Genomic DNA, 20,090 nt, shown 5'->3' with positions numbered 1-20,090 from the left:
ATCGGTGGCCTGTATTTCGCTCAAGAAGTTCTGCTCCCCTTGGCGGTGGCGATTCTGCTGAGCTTCGTTCTCACACCGCCGCTGCTTCTTCTCCGGCGCATCAAAGTGCCGCGAATCCTGGCCGTGGTCGTCGTCGTGGCGGTGGCATTCTCGATTCTCGGCGGCCTCGGCTGGATGATCTCCCACGAGCGACGAAGCTTGCGGGTAACCTGCCGAGCTACCGCTTTACGCTGTCGCAAAAGATACAGATGCTGCGGGAGACCACGGCGGAGTCCCAGGTGCTCACAAAGGCGGGCGACGTACTCTCGGAGCTCGAGAGCCAGTTGGACCGGCCCACGGAGGTCGAGGGCACCAAGCCCGGTCACGTCGAGATCACCGAGGACAGCTCCGAACCGGAGCCCATCCCGGTCGAGATCCGTGTGCCCGCGCCCACGGGTCTTGATTTCTACCGATCCATAGCGGGCAAGGTTCTGCCTCCGCTCGTGACGGCGGGCATCATTCTTCTGTTCGTGGTCTTCATTCTTCTGGAGCGCGAGGATCTGCGCGACAGGATCATACGCCTCTTCGGCGGGACCGATCTGCAGCGCGCCACGTCGACCATGAGCGAGGCCGCGACGCGGCTCAGCGGCTACTTCCTGCGCCAGGTGCTCGTAAACGCCGCCTACGGCACCTTCATCGGCATCGCGCTGTGGGCGGTCGGCATGCCCAGTCCGGTCGCTTGGGGCATCCTTGCGATGGTGATGCGCTTCGTCCCCTATGTGGGATCCTATATTGCCGCCGCCATCCCGGTCTTGATCGCCGCGGCCATCGATCCGGGCTGGACTCTCGTTCTTGTGGTGCTCGCTCTGTTCGTGCTGGGCGAATTCACCATGGGGCAGATTATCGAGCCGCTGGTCTATGGGCGCGGTACCGGTGTGACGCCGGTCGCCGTGATCGTCAGCCAGGTGTTCTGGACGTGGCTTTGGGGGCCGGTCGGTCTGATCATCGCGACGCCCATCACGGTTTGTCTCGCGGTGCTCGGCCGCCATGTGGATGGGTTGCGCTTCTTCGACGTGCTGCTTGGGGACCAGCCCGCCTTGCTGCCGTCGGAAAGTTTCTACCGGCACGTTCTGATCGGCGATTCCTCCAACGCCACTTACCAGGCCGAGCTCGCGCTCAAGGACCAGAGCCTTCTCACCTATCTCGATGAGGTTGCGCTCGGCGGGCTCGGGATCGCCGAGCGCGACCTGGCGCGCGGGACTCTGAGCGAAAAGCAAACAGAGCGGATTGCGACCACGGTTTCCGAGATCCTCGAAAATCTCGACGAGTACGAACCGAAGCGTTGGTTCTCGCGGTTGCGCCGTCACCTGGAACGGGTTGGCGCCGATCCCGGCAAGAACGGCAAGCCCGCCGACGAGCCCGAGGCTGAGGACGCTCAGGTGGTCGACCCGAAAGACTTCGAAGCCGGGTGGACCGTCGACACACCGATCTTGTGCATTGGCGGCCGGAACGGCCTCGATAAGGCCGCGGCGTTGGCGCTCGGCCGCGCGCTGGAGAAACGTGGCATGAAGGCCGAGGTCCGCGGACCCGGCGCGCTCGCCGCTGGCGCGATCGAGGCCCTGACCGAGACGCCCGCGAAACTCGTGTGCCTGTCGTATCTCGCTTCGGCGGCGGGCCGGTCGAGATTCGCTACGTGGTGCGCCGCCTGCGCCGCATCTTGCCCGATGGAACGTTGATCCTCGTCGCCTACTGGGAGCGGGACGATGAGGACGAGGACGCCGAGTCCCGGCGCAAGCTCCTCGACGTGGTGCATGCGGACGCCTATGCATCGACGCTGCATGAAGCGGTCGGGCTTTGTGAGGACGCCGCGATGGGAAGGCCGCTCACGCCGTCCGACGACACCGTGCAAAGCCAGAACGCGGCTGCGGCTGCGGCGACCTAGGCCGGCGCTTTCGCGGCCGTTTGCTGGTCCCGAAAACCCAGCGCCATCAGACCGCCGAGGGCGAGCGCGGCGGCAATAAACAGCAACGCCGCCGAGAAGCTGCCCGTCGCCTCCTTCAGCAGACCGACGATATAGGGTCCGGCGAAACCGGCGGCGTTCCCCATGGAGTTGACGAGGGCGATGCCCGCCGCCGCACCGGCCCCCGTCAGGAGCGCGGTTGGAAGCGCCCAGAACGGTCCGAAAGCCGCATAGAAGCCGAGTGTCGCAATCGTCAGCGCGACCATGGTGGGGACGAGCGGGCCCGAATAGGCCGACCAGGCGAAGGAGGCAGCGGCCAGGAAGAGCGGCAGGGCGATGTGCCAGCGCCGCTCGCCCGTGCGGTCCGAATGACGGCCCCAAACCACCATGGCGACGGCGGCGAAGAGATAGGGTATCGCGGTGAGAAAACCGACCGTGAGCGAGTCCAGTCCGAAGCCGCTGATAACCTGCGGCATCCAGAAGCCGATGCCGTAAAGCCCGGTGACCATGAGGAAGTAGAGGCCGCCCAGCGCCAGCACGCGCGGTCGCGTCAATGCCGTGCGCAGATCCGCGTAGCCGACCGCCTCCGTCTCCTTCGCTTCGCGGGCCAGAGCTCCGGACAGCGCAGTTTTCTCATCAAGAGTCAGCCATGCCGCCTCGCCGGGCTGGTCGGTGAGAACCTTCAACGCGAGGATGCCGAGAGCGATCGCCGGCAAGCCTTCGATCACGAACAGCCATTGCCAGCCCTTGAACCCGAGAAAGCCGTGCATTTCGAGCAAAGCGCCCGAGATCGGGCCGCCGACAACGGTCGCGAGCGGCACCGAGGCCATGAACAGCGCGACGATGCGGGCGCGTTCGGCCGCCGGGAACCAGTAGGTCAGATACAGAATGATGCCCGGGAAGAAACCGGCTTCGGCAATGCCCAGCAGAGCACGGGTCACATAGAAGCTGGTCTCCGAGTGAACGAACGCCATGGCGCAGGCGACAATGCCCCACGAAATCATGATGCGCGCGATCCAAATCCGGGCGCCGAAGCGCCGGAGGGCCAGATTGCTGGGGATCTCGAAGACGATGTAGCCGAGAAAGAAGATGCCGGCGCCGAAGCCGTAGACCGCCGGCGAGAAGCCGAGATCTTCGTTCATGTGCAGCGCGGCGAAGCCCACATTGACCCGGTCGAGGAAATTGACCGTGTACGCAAGGCACAGGAACGGGATCAGCCGGAAAGTCGCTTTGCGGATCGCGGACACAAGGGCTTCGTCTGTATGACGCTTCATCGAGGTCCCGCTTGGCGTATGCTGCTGTGGAGAACAGGAGTGATTCGACCGACACCCTAGAGGAGGGCCCGACCCATGGCTATTCCAGTGGATGCTGCTGCTGCGGCGCTTCGCGAGGCGATGCGCGAGACCGTGAAGCGTTACTCCCTTTGGTACCTGATTCAGGGCGTATTGCTCGTCGTCGCGGGCGTGCTCGCGATCATCTCACCCATTTTCGCGTCCGTCGCGATCGTGTCCCTTTTGGGATGGGTGCTGATCATCAGCGGGGTGCTGCAGGCGGTTGGCTTGATCGGCGCTACCAACGTCCCGCATTTCTGGCTGCAACTGATCTCCGCCGTGCTCGCGGTCCTGATTGGCGTACTGCTGCTCCGCTCGCCCGAAAGCGGGCTCCTCGTGATGACGATGCTGCTGATCGTCTACTTCATGGTCGAAGGCATCGCAAAGGTGATCTTTGCCCTGACGATCCGGCCGTTTCCCAATTGGGGATGGGTGCTGGCAAGCGGTGTCGTCGGCATCGTTCTGGCCTTCGTCTTGTGGGCCAACATGCCGCTCACGGCGAGCTGGGTCCTGGGACTGATGCTCGGAATACTCCTCGTCAGCGAGGGCGCCGCGCTCACCTATCTCGCGTGGCAGGTGCACAACGCGCCTGCGGTCAAAGACGCCTAGGGCGCGCTGCTTTCCTTCAGGAAGCGGTTGTAGATGTAGCCTTCCTGCGCCGTTTTGGGGTCAGCGACGCGGATCCAATTGCCCTCGCGGCCGACCACGCGGAACTTGGCCCCCCTTGGGGCGACCTTGTCGGTCCCGGCGTTCGAGGATGGGCCTTTGCGGATGTTCACGGGGCTGGCGACTTCCATCCACTCTTCCTGAGCCGATTGGCCGGTGGCCGCGCGCATGAGCATGGTCAAGGGCCCCGGCTTCGGGTCTTCCTCGGACGCCAGCAATTGCGGCCTGACCGAACTCGCCCGAGCCGCGCTGTTGCTGGCAAGTTGCTGCCGCTCCGCAACGTCGTCGGCATCCTGCGGCTTCCGCGTCCCCACAAGAGGGTTCTTGATGGGCGCGGAGACGCCGAGCGCCGGACGGGCCGCTGCCATGACCTCCGTCTGCTTGGGAGCCGCCGTCTCTTGGCCCCAGTCTTTAGTCAGAGCCTGGAGCGTCGTCTCCCGATCGGCAATGCCGAGGCCCGCGGCCCGCGCATACCATTTGGCGGCTTCCGTTCTGTCGGGCTTGATGCCCTGGACGCCCAGGCGCGCGACGATATCCGGATCGTAAGTTGCGCCCACCGCGAGAGCGGCCTCGCCGCTCCCGGCTTCCGCCGCCCGGCGGTAATAGGCCCGTGCGCCGGCGAGATAGCCCGCGTCGATCATCTTCTGCCCGTGCGCCATCAAGCCTTCGACGCGATCGGACTCCCCGGCCCGCACGGCGAACCCAGACGAAAGTGGGGGAGCCACATCAGGCCGGGCCGCCGTACGGACCTTGCCGTCTCCGTCCGGCGCGAGGGCGGGAGCGGAGAAGCGAGGCGGAAGGACGTCGATCGACAACGCCGCGGATGTGCGCGGCGCGGGTTCCGTTTGGGTGACGAGGCCCGCATGTTGGAACACGCGGTCCAGGTCGAGATCACCGGTACCCCCCAGCCACATCATCCCGCCGGCCAAAGCCGCAACACAGACAAAGCCGATGGCAGCTGTCCGCATAAAGCGCCGGGGCTTGGTGTCCGGACGGTATGACGAGGGTTCAACGGGAGCCAGCCGGGTGGGATCGGCGGCGGTGGTGCGTTGCCGGACGCTATCAGGTGCGAAACGCCGGGCGAGCGAGGACGCGGTCTGGTCCGTATTGGCTGCCGCCAGTCTATAGCCGAAGGAGGAAGCGGCATTGAGTTCCTCCGCAAGCCGCAGGACCTCGTCCGGAATGTCGTCTTGTCTCAGTGCTGGCGTTGCCACGGGGACCTCCCTGTAAACGTGCCGGTGGCGCTTGGCGCTCGTTCAGTTCGATTGTTGGGCCTTGCTCCAGGCCTTGAAGGCGCGGAACAGCTTCTCCTGGTCCGCATCGGAAACAGAGTCAGGGGCTACGACGTCGCCGGTCTGCGTCAGGAACGCCTTGAAGCTCTCCCGCTCGCGGGCCTCCGCGACGGCCGTCGAGCGGGCCATGTCGATCCAGGCTTGTGCCTGCGGGGCGCGTTGCCAGTCCTCGAGCGTCGCGGCGAAATTCACGTCCCGCCATTTGGCGTGGTTGGGTGGCTGCAGGAGTGCATCGAACCTCGAGAAGAAGCGGTCCACGAAGAGAGCGAGTTTCGCTTGGCGGTCTGCATCGGCCTTGTCGCCGAGCGCCACGAGGACGGCGCAGATGCCCACCGTGTCGACCCGCGCGCCGCTCTCGATCAGGGCCGGGTAGTCGCCATGGGTCAGGACGGCCGGATAAGTGTCGTCCTCGAGCCCTTGAGGATAGGGAACCGGCAGAAGTTTGAGGTGCGCGTCCGCCCCGATCTGGGCCAGGCCGGCGATGGGCGTCGTTCCGATGAGGATCGTGGCTTCGATTTCGCCCGACTTCAGCTTTGCCACCGCATCGGCCTCATCGAGGTGAGCCGCCTCGACCTCAAGCTCTAGCGCGTCAAACAGGATCTGCGCCGCAATCTCCGTGGCGCTTCCGTTCGGACCGACATTCACCGTCTTGCCGTTCAGGTCCTCGACCGTCGTGATGTCTGCGCCGGCCAGCAGGTGCAGGTCCTCGTTGAAAAGCTTCGCGACGTAGACGAGGCGGTCCTTGATCGGGCCGAGTTCGCCGGACTGGGCATAGTGATTGAGAACCGTCGAATGGGTTACGCCCATATCGACGCTGCCAAGGCTGAGAACGTCGCGGAGGGTTTGGGCCGGGCCCTGTCCGATCATCGGAACGGCCCTGAGGGACACGTCGCCGCTGCTCAAGTCAGCCCTGTTGATCATGGCCGCGATATCGCGGGCGACGACCGCGGTCCCGTCGAACGTGGTGCCGGACATGATCGTCACGGTGCCGGCGTTCAGCGGGCTCCCGTCATTGCCGGCGCCGCTCTCGGCGCTGTTCGCGACCCCGTAGGGGCGCAGCAGACACAGTCCGGCCAGGCCAATGGCCAAAGCGATCCGCATGATAGATCCCTCATTCAAACGTCCCCCGCGCCGAATGGGAAGTGATCGATTCGCATCTGTCAAGTAAACATGATTCTAAATCGAGATAAAATCACATAAGCGCCATGAATGTGTTCGGAAACGATCAACTTAGACTGCAATGAGGCAGAAAATATACAGTATAGAAAAAGAAAATATGGCCACAGAATGTAATAATTCTGCGTGCTCTATCTGGGCATCGTTGCAAGGCACGCGAAATTGCGCCCGAAGCGCGGCGTGCCGCATCAATAACGCAGGTGTAGCGATTTGGTTTCGTCGGAAGAGAGGCGCGCCTAGTCGGCGTCCATCTTGAGGGCGGCGATGAAGGCTTCCTGGGGGATGTCCACCTTGCCGAAGCTGCGCATCTTCTTCTTACCCGCCTTCTGCTTCTCGAGCAGTTTGCGCTTCCGGGTGATGTCGCCGCCATAGCATTTCGCGGTCACGTCCTTGCGCAGGGCGCTGATGGTTTCGCGCGCGATTGACCTTGCCGCCGATGGCGGCTGGATCGGAATCTTGAACATGTGCCGGGGGATCAGGTCCTTCAGCTTGTCCACCATGGCGCGCCCACGCGCCTCGGCGCGGCCCCGATGCACGATCACCGACAGCGCATCCACGGGCTCGGCATTCACCAGCATGGACATCTTCACCAGGTCGCCCTGCTCGTAGCCGGTGATGTGGTAATCGAAGGACGCATAGCCGCGCGTCACCGACTTCAGCCGGTCGTAAAAGTCGAACACCACTTCGTTGAGCGGCAGGTCGTAGACGATCATCGCGCGGGCGCCCGCATAGGTGAGCGTCTTCTGCCGCCCGCGCCGGTCCTCGCACAGCTTCAGCACGGCCCCCAAGTGCTCGTCCGGCACGAGGATGCTGGCCTCGATCCAGGGCTCCTCGATGTGCTCGATCTTCTGCGGCTCGGGCATGTCGGCAGGGTTATGCAACTCGATCATCGTGCCGTCGGTGAGGAACACGTGATAGACGACCGACGGTGCCGTCGCGATGAGATCGATATCGAACTCCCGCTCCAGCCGCTCGCGGACGATCTCCAGATGCAGGAGGCCGAGAAAGCCGCAGCGGAAGCCGAAGCCGAGCGCGGCGGATGTCTCCACCTCGTACTCGAAGCTCGCATCGTTTAGCCGCAGTTTGCCGACAGCCTCGCGCAAATCCTCGAAGTCGCCCGAGTCGACGGGGAACAGTCCGCAGAACACGACAGGCTGTGCCGGCTGGAAGCCCGCCAGCGGCTTCTCGGTCGGCTTCTTCTCGTCCGTCACGGTATCGCCGACGCGGGTGTCGGCCACTTCCTTGATGGCGGCGGTGAAGAAGCCGATCTCGCCGGGGCCGAGCTTGTCGCGCATCTCCTGTTTGGGGCGGAAGATGCCGCAACGGTCGACCTGATAGCCTGCGCCGGTCGACATCAGCCGGATACGCTGGCCTTTCCGCAGCGTGCCGTCGATGACGCGGATAAGCACGACGACGCCGAGATAGGCGTCGTACCAGCTGTCCACGAGCATGGCCTTGAGCGGGGCGTCCACATCCCCTTGCGGCGCCGGCAGGCGCGTCACGATCGCCTCGAGTACGTCTTCGACGCCGAGACCGGTCTTGGCCGAGATCTCTACTGCGTCGGATGCGTCCAGCCCGATCACGTCCTCGATCTGGGCGCGGACCCGCTCCGGCTCCGCGGCCGGCAGATCGATCTTGTTCAGGACGGGGACGATCTCGTGATCGTTGTCCAGCGCCTGATAGACATTGGCGAGCGTCTGCGCTTCGACGCCTTGGGTCGCATCCACGACGAGGAGAGAGCCTTCGCACGCGGCGAGCGACCGGTTGACCTCGTAGGCAAAGTCCACATGGCCCGGCGTGTCGATCAGGTTCAGTTCGTAGAGCTTTCCGTCCTTGGCCCGATAGTCCAGGCGCACGGTTTGAGCCTTGATGGTGATGCCGCGCTCGCGCTCGATATCCATGGAGTCGAGCACTTGCTCCTTCATCTCCCGCGCCGTGAGGCCGCCGCAAAGCTGGATCAGCCGGTCGGCCAGGGTCGATTTGCCATGGTCGATATGGGCGATGATCGAGAAGTTTCGGATATGGGAAAGGGGTATCGGCGCACTCATGGACGGCTACGTAGGGGAGCAAACGGCTTTAGGTCAAGCTGGGAGTTAGGCGCGTGTCGGCGCCTGTTAATTTTGGCGAAACCATGTGCGCGACTGCCGTAATTTTGCAGTTGTCCGCGCGTAGAAATTCGCCGATTGGAATGCTCTTCCGATCGCGGGAGATTCGGATGATTCGCAAAGAGACCGAAGCCTCGCATCCAACCCCTGGTCTCGAATCCAGAGACTGCCTTTAAGGATTGAATCCATGCACAAGAATGTCCTTCTCGCCACCGCTGCGGCTGCTCTGATTGCCGGCGCCACGCTTGCGTCCCCGGCCCAGGCCGCGAAGACCTGCCAGGAAGTGGCGAAGGTCAAGGCCACCAGCATGATGGAGCGGGTCAAGATCAAGCGCGAGTGCAAGAAGTCGATGAAGTCGGCCAAGGCCGACGGCGGCCGGTTCTCGAAGCTGAACTTCCTGAAGGACCGCTCGTAAGCGGGCACATCGATCCGAGATCGATTGACATCAGAAATGCAAGAAAGGGGCTCATTTGGGCCCCTTTCTTTTTGCCTGTTGGGGCGAGGTGCCGTGCCAATCCCGTGCATACGGAGGAGACCAGCGATGAAGAAGCTTGTTCTGTGTTCGATAGCCGCCGCGGTGATCGCCGGCAGCGCAACGCTCGTTTCGGCCCCGGCCCCGGCCAACGCGGCTCCCAGCTGCGCCGACCGCGCGAAATGGATGTACCCTTACGACAAGTGGTCGCGCAAAGCCTACAAGCAGGCCTGCAAGGATCGCCGCGACGCTTGGAAGGACCGCCGCAAGGACTGGAAGAAGGCCCGCAAGCGCGGCGTCTGGATCGGCTACTAGCCGCACGCCGTCATAGATTGCCGAATGGGGCGCCGTCCCGTCGTCATTGCGATGCGCACGCGCCCCATTTTCGTTTCAGCCGTATCTGCTCTGCGTCGGATCAGCTGCTCTTGTCGCCCCAGATCTCGGACAGGCGCTGGGCGCGGCCGCAGCCCCATTTGTAGTACTTGTAGCTCACCGGATTTTTCGTGTGGTAATCCTGGTGGTACTCCTCGGCCGCGGTGAACGTCGTGGTCGGACGGATCTCGGTCTCCACCTTCTTACCGAACTGTTCCGCGATCTCCTGCTTGGTCTTCTCGGCGAGTGCCTTTTCCGCATCGTTGGTGACGAACACGACCGTATGGTAGGCGGGGCCCTTGTCGCAGAACTGGCCGGCCGGATCGAACGGATCGATATTGTGCCAGTAATTGTCGAGGAGCTCCGCATAAGTCACTTTCGACGGATCGTAGGTGACCTTGAGGGCTTCCACATGGGTCTTGTGGTTGGCGTAGGTGGGGTTCTTCAGGGTGCCGCCCGCATAGCCGGAGACCGTTTCGGTCACGCCGTCGACCTTGTCGAACGCATCCTCCACGCACCAGAAGCAGCCGCCGGCGAAAATGGCGGTCTTGGTCTCCGCCGCGTCTTCCGCCATCGCAGTTTGGCCATGCATGGCGAGCACGAACAGCGCCAGGAAGGCGGCCGTCAGGCTGGCGAAAATCCATCGCGCGATCATTGAACGTCTCCACATTGTTGTCTGTCTGGAACGATAAGGAGTCGCGGAGGTGGGCGGTAGGGACACTCGCGGTTGTGTGATTGGAAGTGAAGCGAGCGCATCTCGTGGTCCATAACGTGTTGGAAGTCCTGCCGGAGCCGAGGTATTGAGAGGCATGCAGCAGCCTGAAACGCTATCCCTTGACCGCGCGGCCATGCGGCCGGCCTACGACGTGGTCGTGGTCGGATCCGGCTATGGGGGCGGCATCGCCGCGTCTAGGCTCGCGCGCGCGGGCCAGCGCGTCTGTGTCCTGGAGCGGGGCCGGGAGGTGCCGGTCGGCGGGTTCCCCTCGCGCATGCCCGAGCTTCGGCGCGAGCTTCAGGTCCATAGCGGCAAGAAGCGGTCCGGGTCCGGAACGGGGCTGTACGACGTTCGCCTGGGCTCGGACATCAACGTGGTGGTCGGGTGCGGCCTTGGGGGCGGTTCACTGATCAATGCCGGCGTCGCTCTGCGCCCCGATGCGCGTGTCTTCGCCGATCGTGCCTGGCCGGATCCAATCCGTGAGGACGGTCTGCTTGACCTCGGCTTTGCCCGGGCCGCGGACATGCTGCGGCCGACGCGCTATGCGGGTGCGCCTGAACTCACCAAGTATCGCGCGCTGGAAGCGGCCAGCGGCGTTTTCGGTAAAGCGCCGGTCACGGCGCCCATCACGGTCAGCTTCGACGACGTGGTCAATCCCGCCGGGCTCGCACAGCGCGCCTGCACGCTCTGCGGGGACTGCTGCTCGGGCTGCAATGTGGGTGCGAAGAACTCCGTCGCCGTCACCTATCTCGCCGACGCCAAAATGCATGGCGCCGAGATCTTCACCGAGCTTTCCGTCAGCCATGTCGAGAAGCTGAGCGGCGGCTGGCGCGTACACTTCTACCCCACAGCCGATGAGGGCGAGGCGGCTACGGTGGACGCGAAGACCGTGTTCCTCGGCGCGGGCACGCTGGGCTCCACCGAGATCCTGCTGCGCTCGCGCGAGAGGGGCCTAGGCACCTCCGATCGGCTCGGCATGGGTTTCTCGGCCAATGGCGACATCATTGCCTTTGCCTTGGGTGGGAAGAACCGCGCCAACGCGGTCGGTGTGGGCGAGCCGCCCAAATTCACCGAGGACCCCGTTGGAACGTCCGTGGCGGGTCAGATCGAGCTGCCGGACGACGATGATCTCAACGCCAGCATGATTATCCAGGAAGGCACGATGCCGTCCTCGGTCGCGCCGCTGCTGCCGGTGTTCTTCATCGCGGGCGGACGGCTGCTGGGCGCGGCCCAGAGCCTGATCAAGGGTGTCTACAAGGGACCGCTGTCGCATCTGCAGAGTTTCTTCTGCGTGTCGCACGACGACGCTGAGGGACGCCTCGTGCTCAAGGACGATGCGATCGCGGTCGATTGGCCGGATGTCGCCAGCCAAGATGTTTACGCCCGCGTCGACGACGCACTGACCAAGGCGGCAGAGTTCGTCGGCGGGCGCTATATCAAGAACCCGCTGTCCGCCACCAATATGGGCTCGCGCCCCGCGACCGCGCACCCGCTCGGCGGTTGCGGCATGGGCGAGACGGCCGAGTCCGGCACCGTCAATCACAAGTGCCAGGTGTTCGCGAGCCCGACAGGCGAGGAGACCCATGCGGGGCTCTATGTATGCGACGGGTCGGTCATGCCGCGGTCGCTCGGCTGCAACCCGCTCCTGACCATCAGTGCGTTGGCGGAGCGCGCCATGGTTCACTTTGCCCGCGACCATAATCTAGGATTCGACACCGAACCGATTCGGCTTCAAGCCGAACTCGAAGCCACCGCCTAAGGGACAAAGACGGATGCGCCTCGTTGCTTGCACCACAGCCATGCTCCTGGTGAGCCTTGGCGCGGGCGGGCAAGCACGGGCCGACATGCGCATCGGCCCCTGCCCGAGCACGGAGTACACGGCGGCCATCGGCGGCACGCCGAAGCTAGCAAGCGCGCCAAAGCCTGCAGGACCGACGCAGCTCACGCTCGTGCTGGCAGGCGATACGGGCTTCAATCCGAAAGGCGCGCCAGTCGACCCGAGGGGCTTCACGAAAGACCGGCGCAGCCTCACGTTCGATGAGAGCCTCAGCGGCATCGCGGGCGAGATGGACGGCGACGTCGCCTTTCTCAATCTCGAGACCGTGCTGACGGACCGCAACGATTTGCCGCCTGACATGAAAGGGCAGACATCGCCCTACAATTTCCGCAGCCATCCGGCTGGGCTCGACGCGCTTCTCGGCACGGGCTTCAACCTGTTCTCCCTCGCCAACAACCACTCCATGGACTACGGCCCGAAAGGCGCCGAGGAGACGCTCTATCATTTCGCTATCGCCAATGCGGCGCGAGGAGAAGGCAAGACAATCGCCTATGCCGGACTCGGTGGCGACTTCGAGGAAGCCACGCGGCCGGGGTGCCTCGATATCGAAGGTATGAAGCTCGGCTTCGCCGCGACGGGAATCGTCACAGGTCAGCGGGCGGAGCATCGCGCCGGCGACAACAAACCCGGTCAGGCGGCATATCGCCGGCGGGGAGACTTCGAGATCGTCGTCAATCGGCTGCGTGAAATCCCCGCCGACTATCGCATCCTGTCGGTCCATTACGGGCTCGAAGGCCGCGTCGTGCCCGACAAGCGCCAGATCGACGATTGGCGGGACTTCGCCGCGCGCGAGAAGGGGATCGACCTGATCGTCGGCCATCACCCGCACGTGGCGCAGGGCGTCGAGCGTGTCGGGGATTCGCTCATCTTCTATGGGCTCGGTAATTTTCTGCATCCGGGTACGGCGGAGATGAAGCGCTTCGGCATGTGCCGCGACTACGGCCTCATGGCGAAGGTGCATCTGGCCAAGGTTGAAGATGCGTGGACCGTCGGCGCCATCGAGGCGATCCCGGTCACGGATACCCATGTCCGCCCCGCACGTTTCTCGCCGCAGGAGGGGACGCGGCGGATCTATGCACTCAACGATCTGGGTCAACGGCTCGGGGATGGTGCGGGCGCCAAAGGCATCACCTTCACGCCGCGCGAAGACGGGACGGGACTCTACTGCGCGGCCGGTGCCGGAGAGCTCGGCGGCAAGATCGGTGCGCTATGTGCATCCTGGACACCCGCACCGCCGATCCCCGCGCAACTCGCCCCGACGCTCGCCAGCGCGTGCGCGGACAAGCCCTTCTATGGCGCGGGCCGCAAGAAGAAGCGCAAGACCAATTCGATTTTCGGATTTGGGCAGTTCTAACGCTGACGCGCTTCCGATGCTGATGCGGCTTGGCGGGAAAACGAGGGCCACGAGCGTGGCCCTCGAGAGAGATCAAATGAGAGTTGGGACTATTTTTTTCGCGCCCGACCGGCCTTGGCGGCGCCCTGTCCGGCTTTGGACATGCTTCCCGCTGCGGGGGTGCTGGAACGACCTTTGGTCTGTTTCACCGGAGTGACACGGCCTGTTTTGGCAGCGCTGCCAGATGCACTTGTTTTGCCCTTTGGCATTTGAGTTTCTCCATGAGAGATGCACCACGATCGGTGCATCGACTCGAAACTTGATCCGAATTTGTGGGGAACGCAAGGGGAACATGAAGGGTAGAAACCGCCGCAACTTCAATGAGTTGGCGGTTTGAACCTGGAAAAGAGCCTAGCGGAGCGTGCCGCCGGTGGCTTTCGCGCGCCTGCGACGACCTTTTCGGCCACTGCGTCGATCTCTTCGTCCGTCAGTGTCTTGTCGCGCGGCTGCAGCGTCACTTCGATAGCGAGCGACTTCTTGCCCTCCGGCACGCCTTGGCCGGTGAACTCGTCGAACACGCTGACATTGGAGATGAGCGCGCGGTCCGCACCGGACGCCGCGCGAACGAGCAGGCCTGCGTCCGTGTCCGCATCGACGAGGAAGGCGAAGTCGCGCGTGACCGCCTGAAGATCGGAGGCATCCAGCGCAGGCTTGGCGGTGCCCTTTCGCTTCGAGGGCGGCAGATTGTCGAGATAGAGCTCGAACGCCGCCATGGGTCCGTCCGCATCGAGGCTTGCAAGCGTGTCGGGGTGAAGCTCGCCGAACACGCCGAGCGTTACTTTCGGTCCGAGCTTGATCGCGCCGGAGCGGCCGGGATGGAACCAGTCAGGGGCTTCGCGCACGATCTGCACGTTGCTCTGACTGAGGCCCAGCGCTTCCAACGCCGCGATGGCGTCGGCCTTCGCAGTCGCCCAGCCGGCTTCGGGCGCGGCGCCCGACCAATGCCGCCCCGCGCCGTCGAGCGAGGATTGCCCGAAGCGCACGCCGCTGGCGCCCGTGTACTGATCGTCCGGCTCGAGGCCGCGATAGGCATTGCCAAGCTCGAACAGGGCACCGTCGGCAAAACCGCGGTCCCGGTTGCGCTTGGCTGCGCTGATGAGACCGGGCAGAAGGCTCGGACGCATCTGGGACATCTCCGTGGAGATCGGATTGTCCAGCGCCAGGGCTTCGCCCCCGCCGCCGAACAGGGCAGCCTCGTTCTTCGGAATGAAGGACCAGGTGACGGCCTCGACGAATCCGCGCGCAGCGAGCAGGCGGCGTGCGGTGCGCGCCCTTTTTTGCGCGGGCGTCAGAACCGGCCTCGCGACGCCCGACAGGCGCGGCAACGGCTCGGCCGGAATGCGGTCGACCCCGGTCAGCCGTACGATTTCCTCGACGAGGTCGGCCGGCATGGAAAGGTCGGGGCGCCAGGACGGCGGCACGGCTTTCAGCACGTGGCCCTCACCTTCGAGCGTGACGCCGAGCACTTTGAGTTTGCGTTCGATGCCGCGGTGAAGCAGCGAGAGACCGCTCAAGCGGCCGACCAGCCGCAGGTCGAAACGGAACGGCTTGTTGGCTTTCGGCGCGCGCCCGGCCACCGTGACCGTGCTGGCCTCCCCGCCGCAAAGGTCGAGTACCATGGCAGTGGCCTGCTCGATGCCGTGCTCCGCCGACTGCGGGTCGATCCCGCGCTCGAACCGGAAGCGGGCGTCGGAAATGATGTTCAGGGTGCGGCCCGTGCGCGCCGTGCGCTTCGGGTCGAAATAGGCCGACTCGATGAAGACGTTGGTGGTCTCCTCGGTGCAGCCCGTCTCCTCGCCGCCCATCACGCCGCCCAGGCCGAGCACGGCCCGTTCGTCGGCGATCACGCACATCTCCTCGTCGACCTTGTAGGTCTTGCCGTCGAGGGCTTCGAAGCTCTCGCCGATCCTGCCGAGCCGGGCACGGACCGCGCCGGCAAGCTTATCGGCGTCGTAGACATGCAAAAGGCGCGCGCGATCGAACGAGATGTAGTTCGTGATATCGACCAGCGCGTTGATGGGCCGGAGTCCGATCGACTTGAGCCGCGCCTGCAGCCAAGCCGGGCTCGGCCCGTTCTTTGCGCCGCGCACGAGGCGGCCGGCAAAGACGGGACAAGCGTCCTTCGTTTCCTTGTCGAAAGTAAGCTTGACCGGAACGGGATTGTCGAAGCTGCCCTTGACCGGCTTGACCGTGTCTTTCTTCAGCTTGCCGAGGCCGGCCGCCGCGAGATCGCGGGCCACGCCACGCACACCGAGACAGTCCGGCCGGTTCGGCGTGATGGCGATGTCGAAGAGGACATCATCGAGGCCGAGCGCTTTCGCCGCCGAACTGCCGACACGCGACTTCGCCGGGAGTTCGATGATGCCCGTATGCTCGTCGGAGAGTTCCAGCTCGCGCTCCGAGACCATCATGCCGCTGGATTCGACGCCGCGGATCTTCGCTTTGGTCAGAGTGAAATCGATGCCGGGGACGTAGGTGCCGACAGGGGCAAAAACGCCCTTCATCCCTGCGCGCGCGTTCGGCGCGCCGCAGACAACCTGCAGCGTCTCCTTGCCCGTATTGACCTGAAGCACTTGCAGCTTGTCGGCATCCGGATGCTTCTGCGCCGTCACGACTTCGGCCACGCGAAAATTCGCGAGCGCCTTGGCCGGGTCGACGACCTCTTCGATCTCGAGCCCGATCAGGGTAAGCGTGTCGGCGATCTCCTCGACGGAAGCGTCCGTATCGAGATGCTCTTTAAGCCAGGACAGCGTGAACTTCATGGTCTAGCTCAGCCCTCCTGCAAGGGTCGGCACGGACAGCGGAGCGAAGCCGTAATGCTTCAGCCAGCGCAAATCGCCTGAGAAGAACGCGCGCAAATCCGGGGCCCCGTATTTCAGCATGGTGAGGCGATCGATGCCGACGCCGAACGCGAAGCCTTGAAATTTCTTGGGGTCGAGATGGACGGCGGTCAGCACGTTGGGATGAACCATGCCGCAGCCGAGAATTTCCAGCCACTGGTCGCCCTCGCCGATGCGGATCTCGTCGCCCACCTTGGCGTAGCCGATATCGACCTCCATTGACGGCTCTGTGAAGGGGAAATGGCTCGCGCGGAAGCGCATCTTGACCTCGGGGACCTCGAAGAAGGCCTTGCAGAACTCCTCGAGCACCCATTTCAGGTGGCCGAGATGGGCCTCCTCGTCGATGACCAGCCCCTCCACTTGGTGGAACATGGGCGTGTGGGTCTGGTCCGAGTCGCAGCGGTACACGCGCCCCGGCGCGATGATGCGCAAGGGCGGCTTGTTGTTGAGCATCGTGCGGATCTGCACCGGGCTCGTATGGGTGCGCAGGACAGGGCGCGTCCCGTCCGGGCCTTCGGCGAAATAGAACGTGTCGTGATCCTGCCGGGCGGGGTGCTCCGGCGGAATGTTGAGCGCCGTGAAATTGTTGAAGTCGGTCTCGATGTCGGGCCCTTCGGCGATCGAAAAGCCCATATCGGCGAAGATCTCGGTGATCTCGTCGGTGACCTGGCTGACCGGATGAACGCGTCCCTCGGCCAGCGGTCCTTCGCGGACCGGCAGGGTCACGTCAGCACGCTCGGCCGCGAGTTTCGCCGTCGTGGCCGCGCGAGCGAGCGTCTCGCGCTTGGCTTCGAGAGCATCCGAGACAGCCACCTTGACGGCATTGACCGCTTGGCCGAAGTCGCGCCGCTCTTCCGGCGGCATGGAGCCGAGACGCTGCATCAGGGCCGACACGCGGCCCTTCTTGCCGAGCGCCCCCACGCGCACCTCTTCGAGGCTCGCCAAATCGGACGCAGCCGCGACCGCCTCAAGCAGTTCTGCTTTGAGGGTGTCGAGCTCTGACGCGCTCATCGGTCTTGCTCCTTCGCCGTTTGAGGCCGGGCCTTACGCCCGGGCGGCAGTGGCAGCTTCGACCAATCCTTGGAACGTTTGCGGCTCGCGTACGGCGATATCCGCCAGGACCTTGCGGTCGAGCTCGATGCCGGCCTTCTTGAGACCGTCGATGAGCTGGCCATAGGTCACGCCATGCAAGCGCGCTGCGGCGTTGATGCGCTGGATCCACAAAGAGCGGAAGGTGCGCTTCTTCACCTTGCGGTCGCGATAGGCGTACTGGCCAGCTTTTTCCACGGCCTGCTTGGCGACGCGGATGGTGTTCTTACGGCGTCCGTAATAGCCGCCTGCTTGATCACCTTGCGGTGACGGGCATGGGCGGTGACGCCACGTTTCACGCGGGACATTTCGGTGCTCCTTTAAGCGTTGTTCTCGATACTCGGCCCTGTCGGGCGCAAGTCCTTGCCCTACCGGGCGCAAGCCTTCGCCCTATCGGGCGTAGGGGAGAAAATTCTTCTTCACGACTTTTGCGTCTTCGTCGGCCAGGACCATGGTCCCCCGGGCATTCCGGATGAACTTGTTGGTCCGCTTGATCATGCCGTGACGCTTACCGGCGGCGAGGCATTTCACCTTGCCGTTGGCCGTGACCTTGAATCGCTTCTTGGCACCGCTCTTCGTCTTGAGCTTGGGCATTTGGCTTCCTTCTTCGGCAGGCGCTGGAGGGTTCCAGGCCCACGTTCTTGAACAATTTTCGAACAAATATGCTGGAAAGCATGCGAGCCGCCACGGCATGCCCTGCCGGGCGGCTCCTTGAACGGCGGGTTATAAAGGGAATTGCGCCCGTAGCGCAAGCGCTGTCGGCGCGATTCGGGCCCGCCGCCTAGCGTGGTGCGAGCACCATGACCATCTGGCGCCCTTCCAGCCGAGGCTCCGACTCCACCTTGGCGATTTCGGTAGTGTCGACCTTGACCTTGTTGAGCAACTGCATGCCCAGGTCCTGGTGAGCCATTTCACGGCCGCGGAACCGCAAGGTCACCTTGACCTTGTCGCCTTCCTCGAAGAACCGGTTCATGGACCGCATCTTCACGTCATAGTCGTGCGTGTCGATGTTGGGCCGCATCTTGATCTCTTTGATCTCGACGGTGCGCTGCTTCTTGCGCGCCTCGGTCGCTTTCTTCTGAGCCTGATATTTGTATTTCCCGTAATCCAGGATCTTGCAAACGGGCGGGTCCGTGTTCGGCGAAATCTCGACGAGATCGAGCCCGGCCTCGCTGGCGCGCGCGAGCGCGTCTTCAATCTCAACGACGCCGACATTTTCGCCGGTTGCGTCAATGAGCTGGATTTGCGGAGTGTCTATACCCTCGTTGGTGCGTGGGCCGCCCCGGTTGGGGGCCATCTTCATGGGCCGTCTTGCGATGTCTCAGTCTCCTTAGGTTTTGAAGCGCCCTCGCCGCGGCGAGGCACGGGGCGCGACAGTAAAACAAAGTTAGAAGCGAAAAGTTCTACAAGAAGGCGGCAATGCCTGACAAGTCACGCCGGAATCGGCTTTCGGATCAAGGCGAAGCGGCGACGGTCTCAGGGCGGCTTGCGCGATAGGCGTTCACGGCGAGCACGACATAGAGCCCCGCCAAGCCCGTCAGCGCCATGAGCCATCCCTGCCACATGCCCCATGCAAACGCGATAATTGCGAAGAAGGCCGCCACTTGGGCCAGCGCGAAACGTTGCGTATCGCGCGGCAGACGGCCGAGAGACAGGATCACGGCGGATCCCGTCACCACGAACAGGATGACGCCGACGGCGCCCAGTTCGTACCAGGTTTGCAGGAAGACGTTGTGCGCATGGGCCCCTGCGCGCCAGCCGAAGCCCTCGGTCTTGAGTTTCTTCCTCCACTGCATCCGCCGATTGTCCGGTGACTGATCGATCTTGCGCGTGGACGAGCCGCCGATGCCGAGGAACGGGGTGGCACGGACATGTTCGGCGGTATAGGCCCAGAGTGTCACCCGGCTTGCGCCGAGAGCGGGAGGTATTCGGACTTGTGGAGCTCGGCCTTGTAAGCGGCCGTCGCCACCGGCACCACCAGTGCGAACGTCAGGCACCAGCCGAGCCACAATCCCTTTCGCGTCCCGGCCGGCCACGGGATCGCAAGCGCAAACACGACGAGGCTGGCGACGAGACCGACCTTCGACGAATCGTGATTCGACAGAAAGATTGCCGCGGTAGCGGCGATGAATAGCGCGCCCGCGACGAGATAGCGCCGCTGGCACCCGAGCCGCGTCAACACGCACAGCAGCATTGGCCACAGGGCCAACAGCATGACGGCGATCATGGCGTTCAGTTCGCCCGGAGCGATCCGCACGATCTTGCCGTCGCGCACGACAAATCCCTTGAGGCTGTCCGGCTGCGTGATGGGAAGGGCGTGATAGAGGGTCAGGGTCGCAAGCCGTCCCGTGGCCGCTTCGAACAGAACAATGGCAATGCCGATCCCGGTCCCGATGGCGAAGGCCGTCGACGCCGCGCGCAACGCGGGCGCCGGCCAGCGTGCAAGCGCGCGGGCAGAACTGAAAGACATGACGGCGACCAGGACGAACCAGATGGCCGCCGTGATGGCGCGTTGCGGGTCGAGCGACCACGTCGCGTTGATGAAGAGATACGCGGCCGTCAGGCCGAACAAGGCGAGTGTCGCATCAATGCGAAACAAATCCTTGAGCTTACCGCCCCGCGCCAAATCCAGCCCCACACAACACAGAAACAGCACGATCAGGATCGCGACCGTCGTCTTCGGGATCAGCAGTGTGATGAGGGGGCCAAGGAAAAACAGAGAACGGATGATCGCGGTCTCTCGCCGGAGCGCGAGTTTGGCAAGTTGCCGCATAGGGATTCCGGTGTCTGGGCTTGGGCGCGGGTCCCGAGGTGCCGTTGGTGGACGAGGTCAGTTCCTAGTCCATAGCACCTCGCAGTCGCA

Annotated in this window: 18 protein-coding genes and 1 pseudogene; 7 read left to right on the top strand and 12 right to left on the bottom strand. The window is 64.0% G+C overall.

Annotated features, from left to right (window positions below; genetic code table 11):
* The first annotated feature begins 248 nt into the window (after positions 1-248).
* Entirely contained in the window at positions 249-1,715 is a 1,467-nt protein-coding gene (locus AUC70_RS05175) for an AI-2E family transporter (RefSeq protein ID WP_069443867.1), read from the top strand.
* The gene (locus AUC70_RS05170; RefSeq protein ID WP_069443866.1) at positions 1,673-1,921 is read left to right on the top strand and encodes a hypothetical protein; all 249 of its coding nucleotides are present in this window, start codon (positions 1,673-1,675) and stop codon (positions 1,919-1,921) included. Before AUC70_RS05175 ends, AUC70_RS05170 begins: the two co-directional genes overlap by 43 nt.
* Here the strand turns inward: AUC70_RS05170 and AUC70_RS05165 are convergent.
* Entirely contained in the window at positions 1,918-3,213 is a 1,296-nt protein-coding gene (locus AUC70_RS05165) for an MFS transporter (RefSeq protein ID WP_069443865.1), read from the bottom strand. The genes AUC70_RS05170 and AUC70_RS05165 overlap by 4 nt on opposite strands.
* A 75-nt stretch (positions 3,214-3,288) precedes the next feature.
* Here AUC70_RS05165 and AUC70_RS05160 point away from each other — a divergent pair, with 75 nt between their 5' ends.
* Entirely contained in the window at positions 3,289-3,879 is a 591-nt protein-coding gene (locus tag AUC70_RS05160) for an HdeD family acid-resistance protein (RefSeq protein ID WP_069443864.1), read from the top strand.
* On the opposite strand, the gene AUC70_RS05155 is transcribed toward AUC70_RS05160, so the two are convergent.
* The 3 genes from AUC70_RS05155 to lepA form a co-directional block, all read right to left on the bottom strand.
* Positions 3,876-5,150 (bottom strand): SH3 domain-containing protein, encoded by a 1,275-nt coding sequence (locus tag AUC70_RS05155; RefSeq protein WP_069443863.1) that lies wholly within the window; start codon positions 5,148-5,150, stop codon positions 3,876-3,878. The two genes, AUC70_RS05160 and AUC70_RS05155, sit on opposite strands and share 4 nt — an antisense overlap.
* A gap of 42 nt (positions 5,151-5,192) precedes the next feature.
* A complete protein-coding gene (locus AUC70_RS05150) occupies positions 5,193-6,329 on the bottom strand; it encodes a TAXI family TRAP transporter solute-binding subunit (RefSeq protein WP_069443862.1) in 1,137 nt (378 codons plus the stop codon).
* Positions 6,330-6,640: 311 nt separating this feature from the next.
* Complete coding sequence (lepA, locus tag AUC70_RS05145) at positions 6,641-8,452, bottom strand: translation elongation factor 4 (RefSeq protein ID WP_069443861.1); 1,812 nt, start codon at positions 8,450-8,452, stop codon at positions 6,641-6,643.
* Positions 8,453-8,696: 244 nt separating this feature from the next.
* Here lepA and AUC70_RS05140 point away from each other — a divergent pair, with 244 nt between their 5' ends.
* Positions 8,697-8,924 (top strand): hypothetical protein, encoded by a 228-nt coding sequence (locus tag AUC70_RS05140; RefSeq protein ID WP_069443860.1) that lies wholly within the window; start codon positions 8,697-8,699, stop codon positions 8,922-8,924.
* Positions 8,925-9,050: 126 nt separating this feature from the next.
* Positions 9,051-9,296 (top strand): hypothetical protein, encoded by a 246-nt coding sequence (locus AUC70_RS05135; protein WP_069443859.1) that lies wholly within the window; start codon positions 9,051-9,053, stop codon positions 9,294-9,296.
* A gap of 100 nt (positions 9,297-9,396) precedes the next feature.
* Here the strand turns inward: AUC70_RS05135 and msrA are convergent, their stop codons facing one another.
* Complete coding sequence (msrA, locus tag AUC70_RS05130; RefSeq protein ID WP_206599316.1) at positions 9,397-10,008, bottom strand: peptide-methionine (S)-S-oxide reductase MsrA; 612 nt, start codon at positions 10,006-10,008, stop codon at positions 9,397-9,399.
* A 154-nt stretch (positions 10,009-10,162) separates the two neighbouring features.
* Here msrA and AUC70_RS05125 point away from each other — a divergent pair, with 154 nt between their 5' ends.
* Complete coding sequence (locus AUC70_RS05125) at positions 10,163-11,827, top strand: GMC oxidoreductase (protein WP_069443858.1); 1,665 nt, start codon at positions 10,163-10,165, stop codon at positions 11,825-11,827.
* Between the two features lie 13 nt (positions 11,828-11,840).
* The gene (locus tag AUC70_RS05120; protein WP_083241277.1) at positions 11,841-13,259 is read left to right on the top strand and encodes a CapA family protein; all 1,419 of its coding nucleotides are present in this window, start codon (positions 11,841-11,843) and stop codon (positions 13,257-13,259) included.
* 356 nt (positions 13,260-13,615) lie between these two features.
* On the opposite strand, the gene pheT is transcribed toward AUC70_RS05120, so the two are convergent.
* From pheT to AUC70_RS17065, 7 genes and pseudogenes are all read right to left on the bottom strand, one after another.
* A complete protein-coding gene (gene pheT, locus AUC70_RS05115) occupies positions 13,616-16,060 on the bottom strand; it encodes a phenylalanine--tRNA ligase subunit beta (protein WP_069443856.1) in 2,445 nt (814 codons plus the stop codon).
* Between the two features lie 3 nt (positions 16,061-16,063).
* Positions 16,064-17,149: a phenylalanine--tRNA ligase subunit alpha gene (gene pheS / locus AUC70_RS05110; RefSeq protein WP_069443855.1), complete on the bottom strand. Its 1,086-nt coding sequence runs from the start codon at positions 17,147-17,149 to the stop codon at positions 16,064-16,066.
* A 33-nt stretch (positions 17,150-17,182) separates the two neighbouring features.
* Positions 17,183-17,535, bottom strand: a pseudogene (rplT, locus tag AUC70_RS05105) (50S ribosomal protein L20).
* An 82-nt stretch (positions 17,536-17,617) separates the two neighbouring features.
* Positions 17,618-17,821, bottom strand: a complete 204-nt coding sequence (rpmI, locus tag AUC70_RS05100; protein WP_045364199.1) for a 50S ribosomal protein L35 — start codon at positions 17,819-17,821, stop codon at positions 17,618-17,620.
* Between the two features lie 187 nt (positions 17,822-18,008).
* Positions 18,009-18,530, bottom strand: a complete 522-nt coding sequence (gene infC, locus AUC70_RS05095; RefSeq protein WP_069443854.1) for a translation initiation factor IF-3 — start codon at positions 18,528-18,530, stop codon at positions 18,009-18,011.
* Positions 18,531-18,681: 151 nt separating this feature from the next.
* Positions 18,682-19,128 (bottom strand): O-antigen ligase family protein, encoded by a 447-nt coding sequence (locus tag AUC70_RS17070; RefSeq protein WP_069443853.1) that lies wholly within the window; start codon positions 19,126-19,128, stop codon positions 18,682-18,684.
* Complete coding sequence (locus AUC70_RS17065) at positions 19,125-20,000, bottom strand: hypothetical protein (RefSeq protein WP_069443852.1); 876 nt, start codon at positions 19,998-20,000, stop codon at positions 19,125-19,127. Before AUC70_RS17065 ends, AUC70_RS17070 begins: the two co-directional genes overlap by 4 nt.
* Positions 20,001-20,090 lie beyond the last annotated feature (90 nt).

The sequence above is a fragment of the Methyloceanibacter stevinii genome (assembly GCF_001723355.1).
Taxonomy (GTDB): Bacteria; Pseudomonadota; Alphaproteobacteria; order Rhizobiales; family Methyloligellaceae; genus Methyloceanibacter; species Methyloceanibacter stevinii.
Note: the sequence above shows the minus strand (reverse complement) of the source record. Positions and strands in the feature narration are given on the sequence as shown.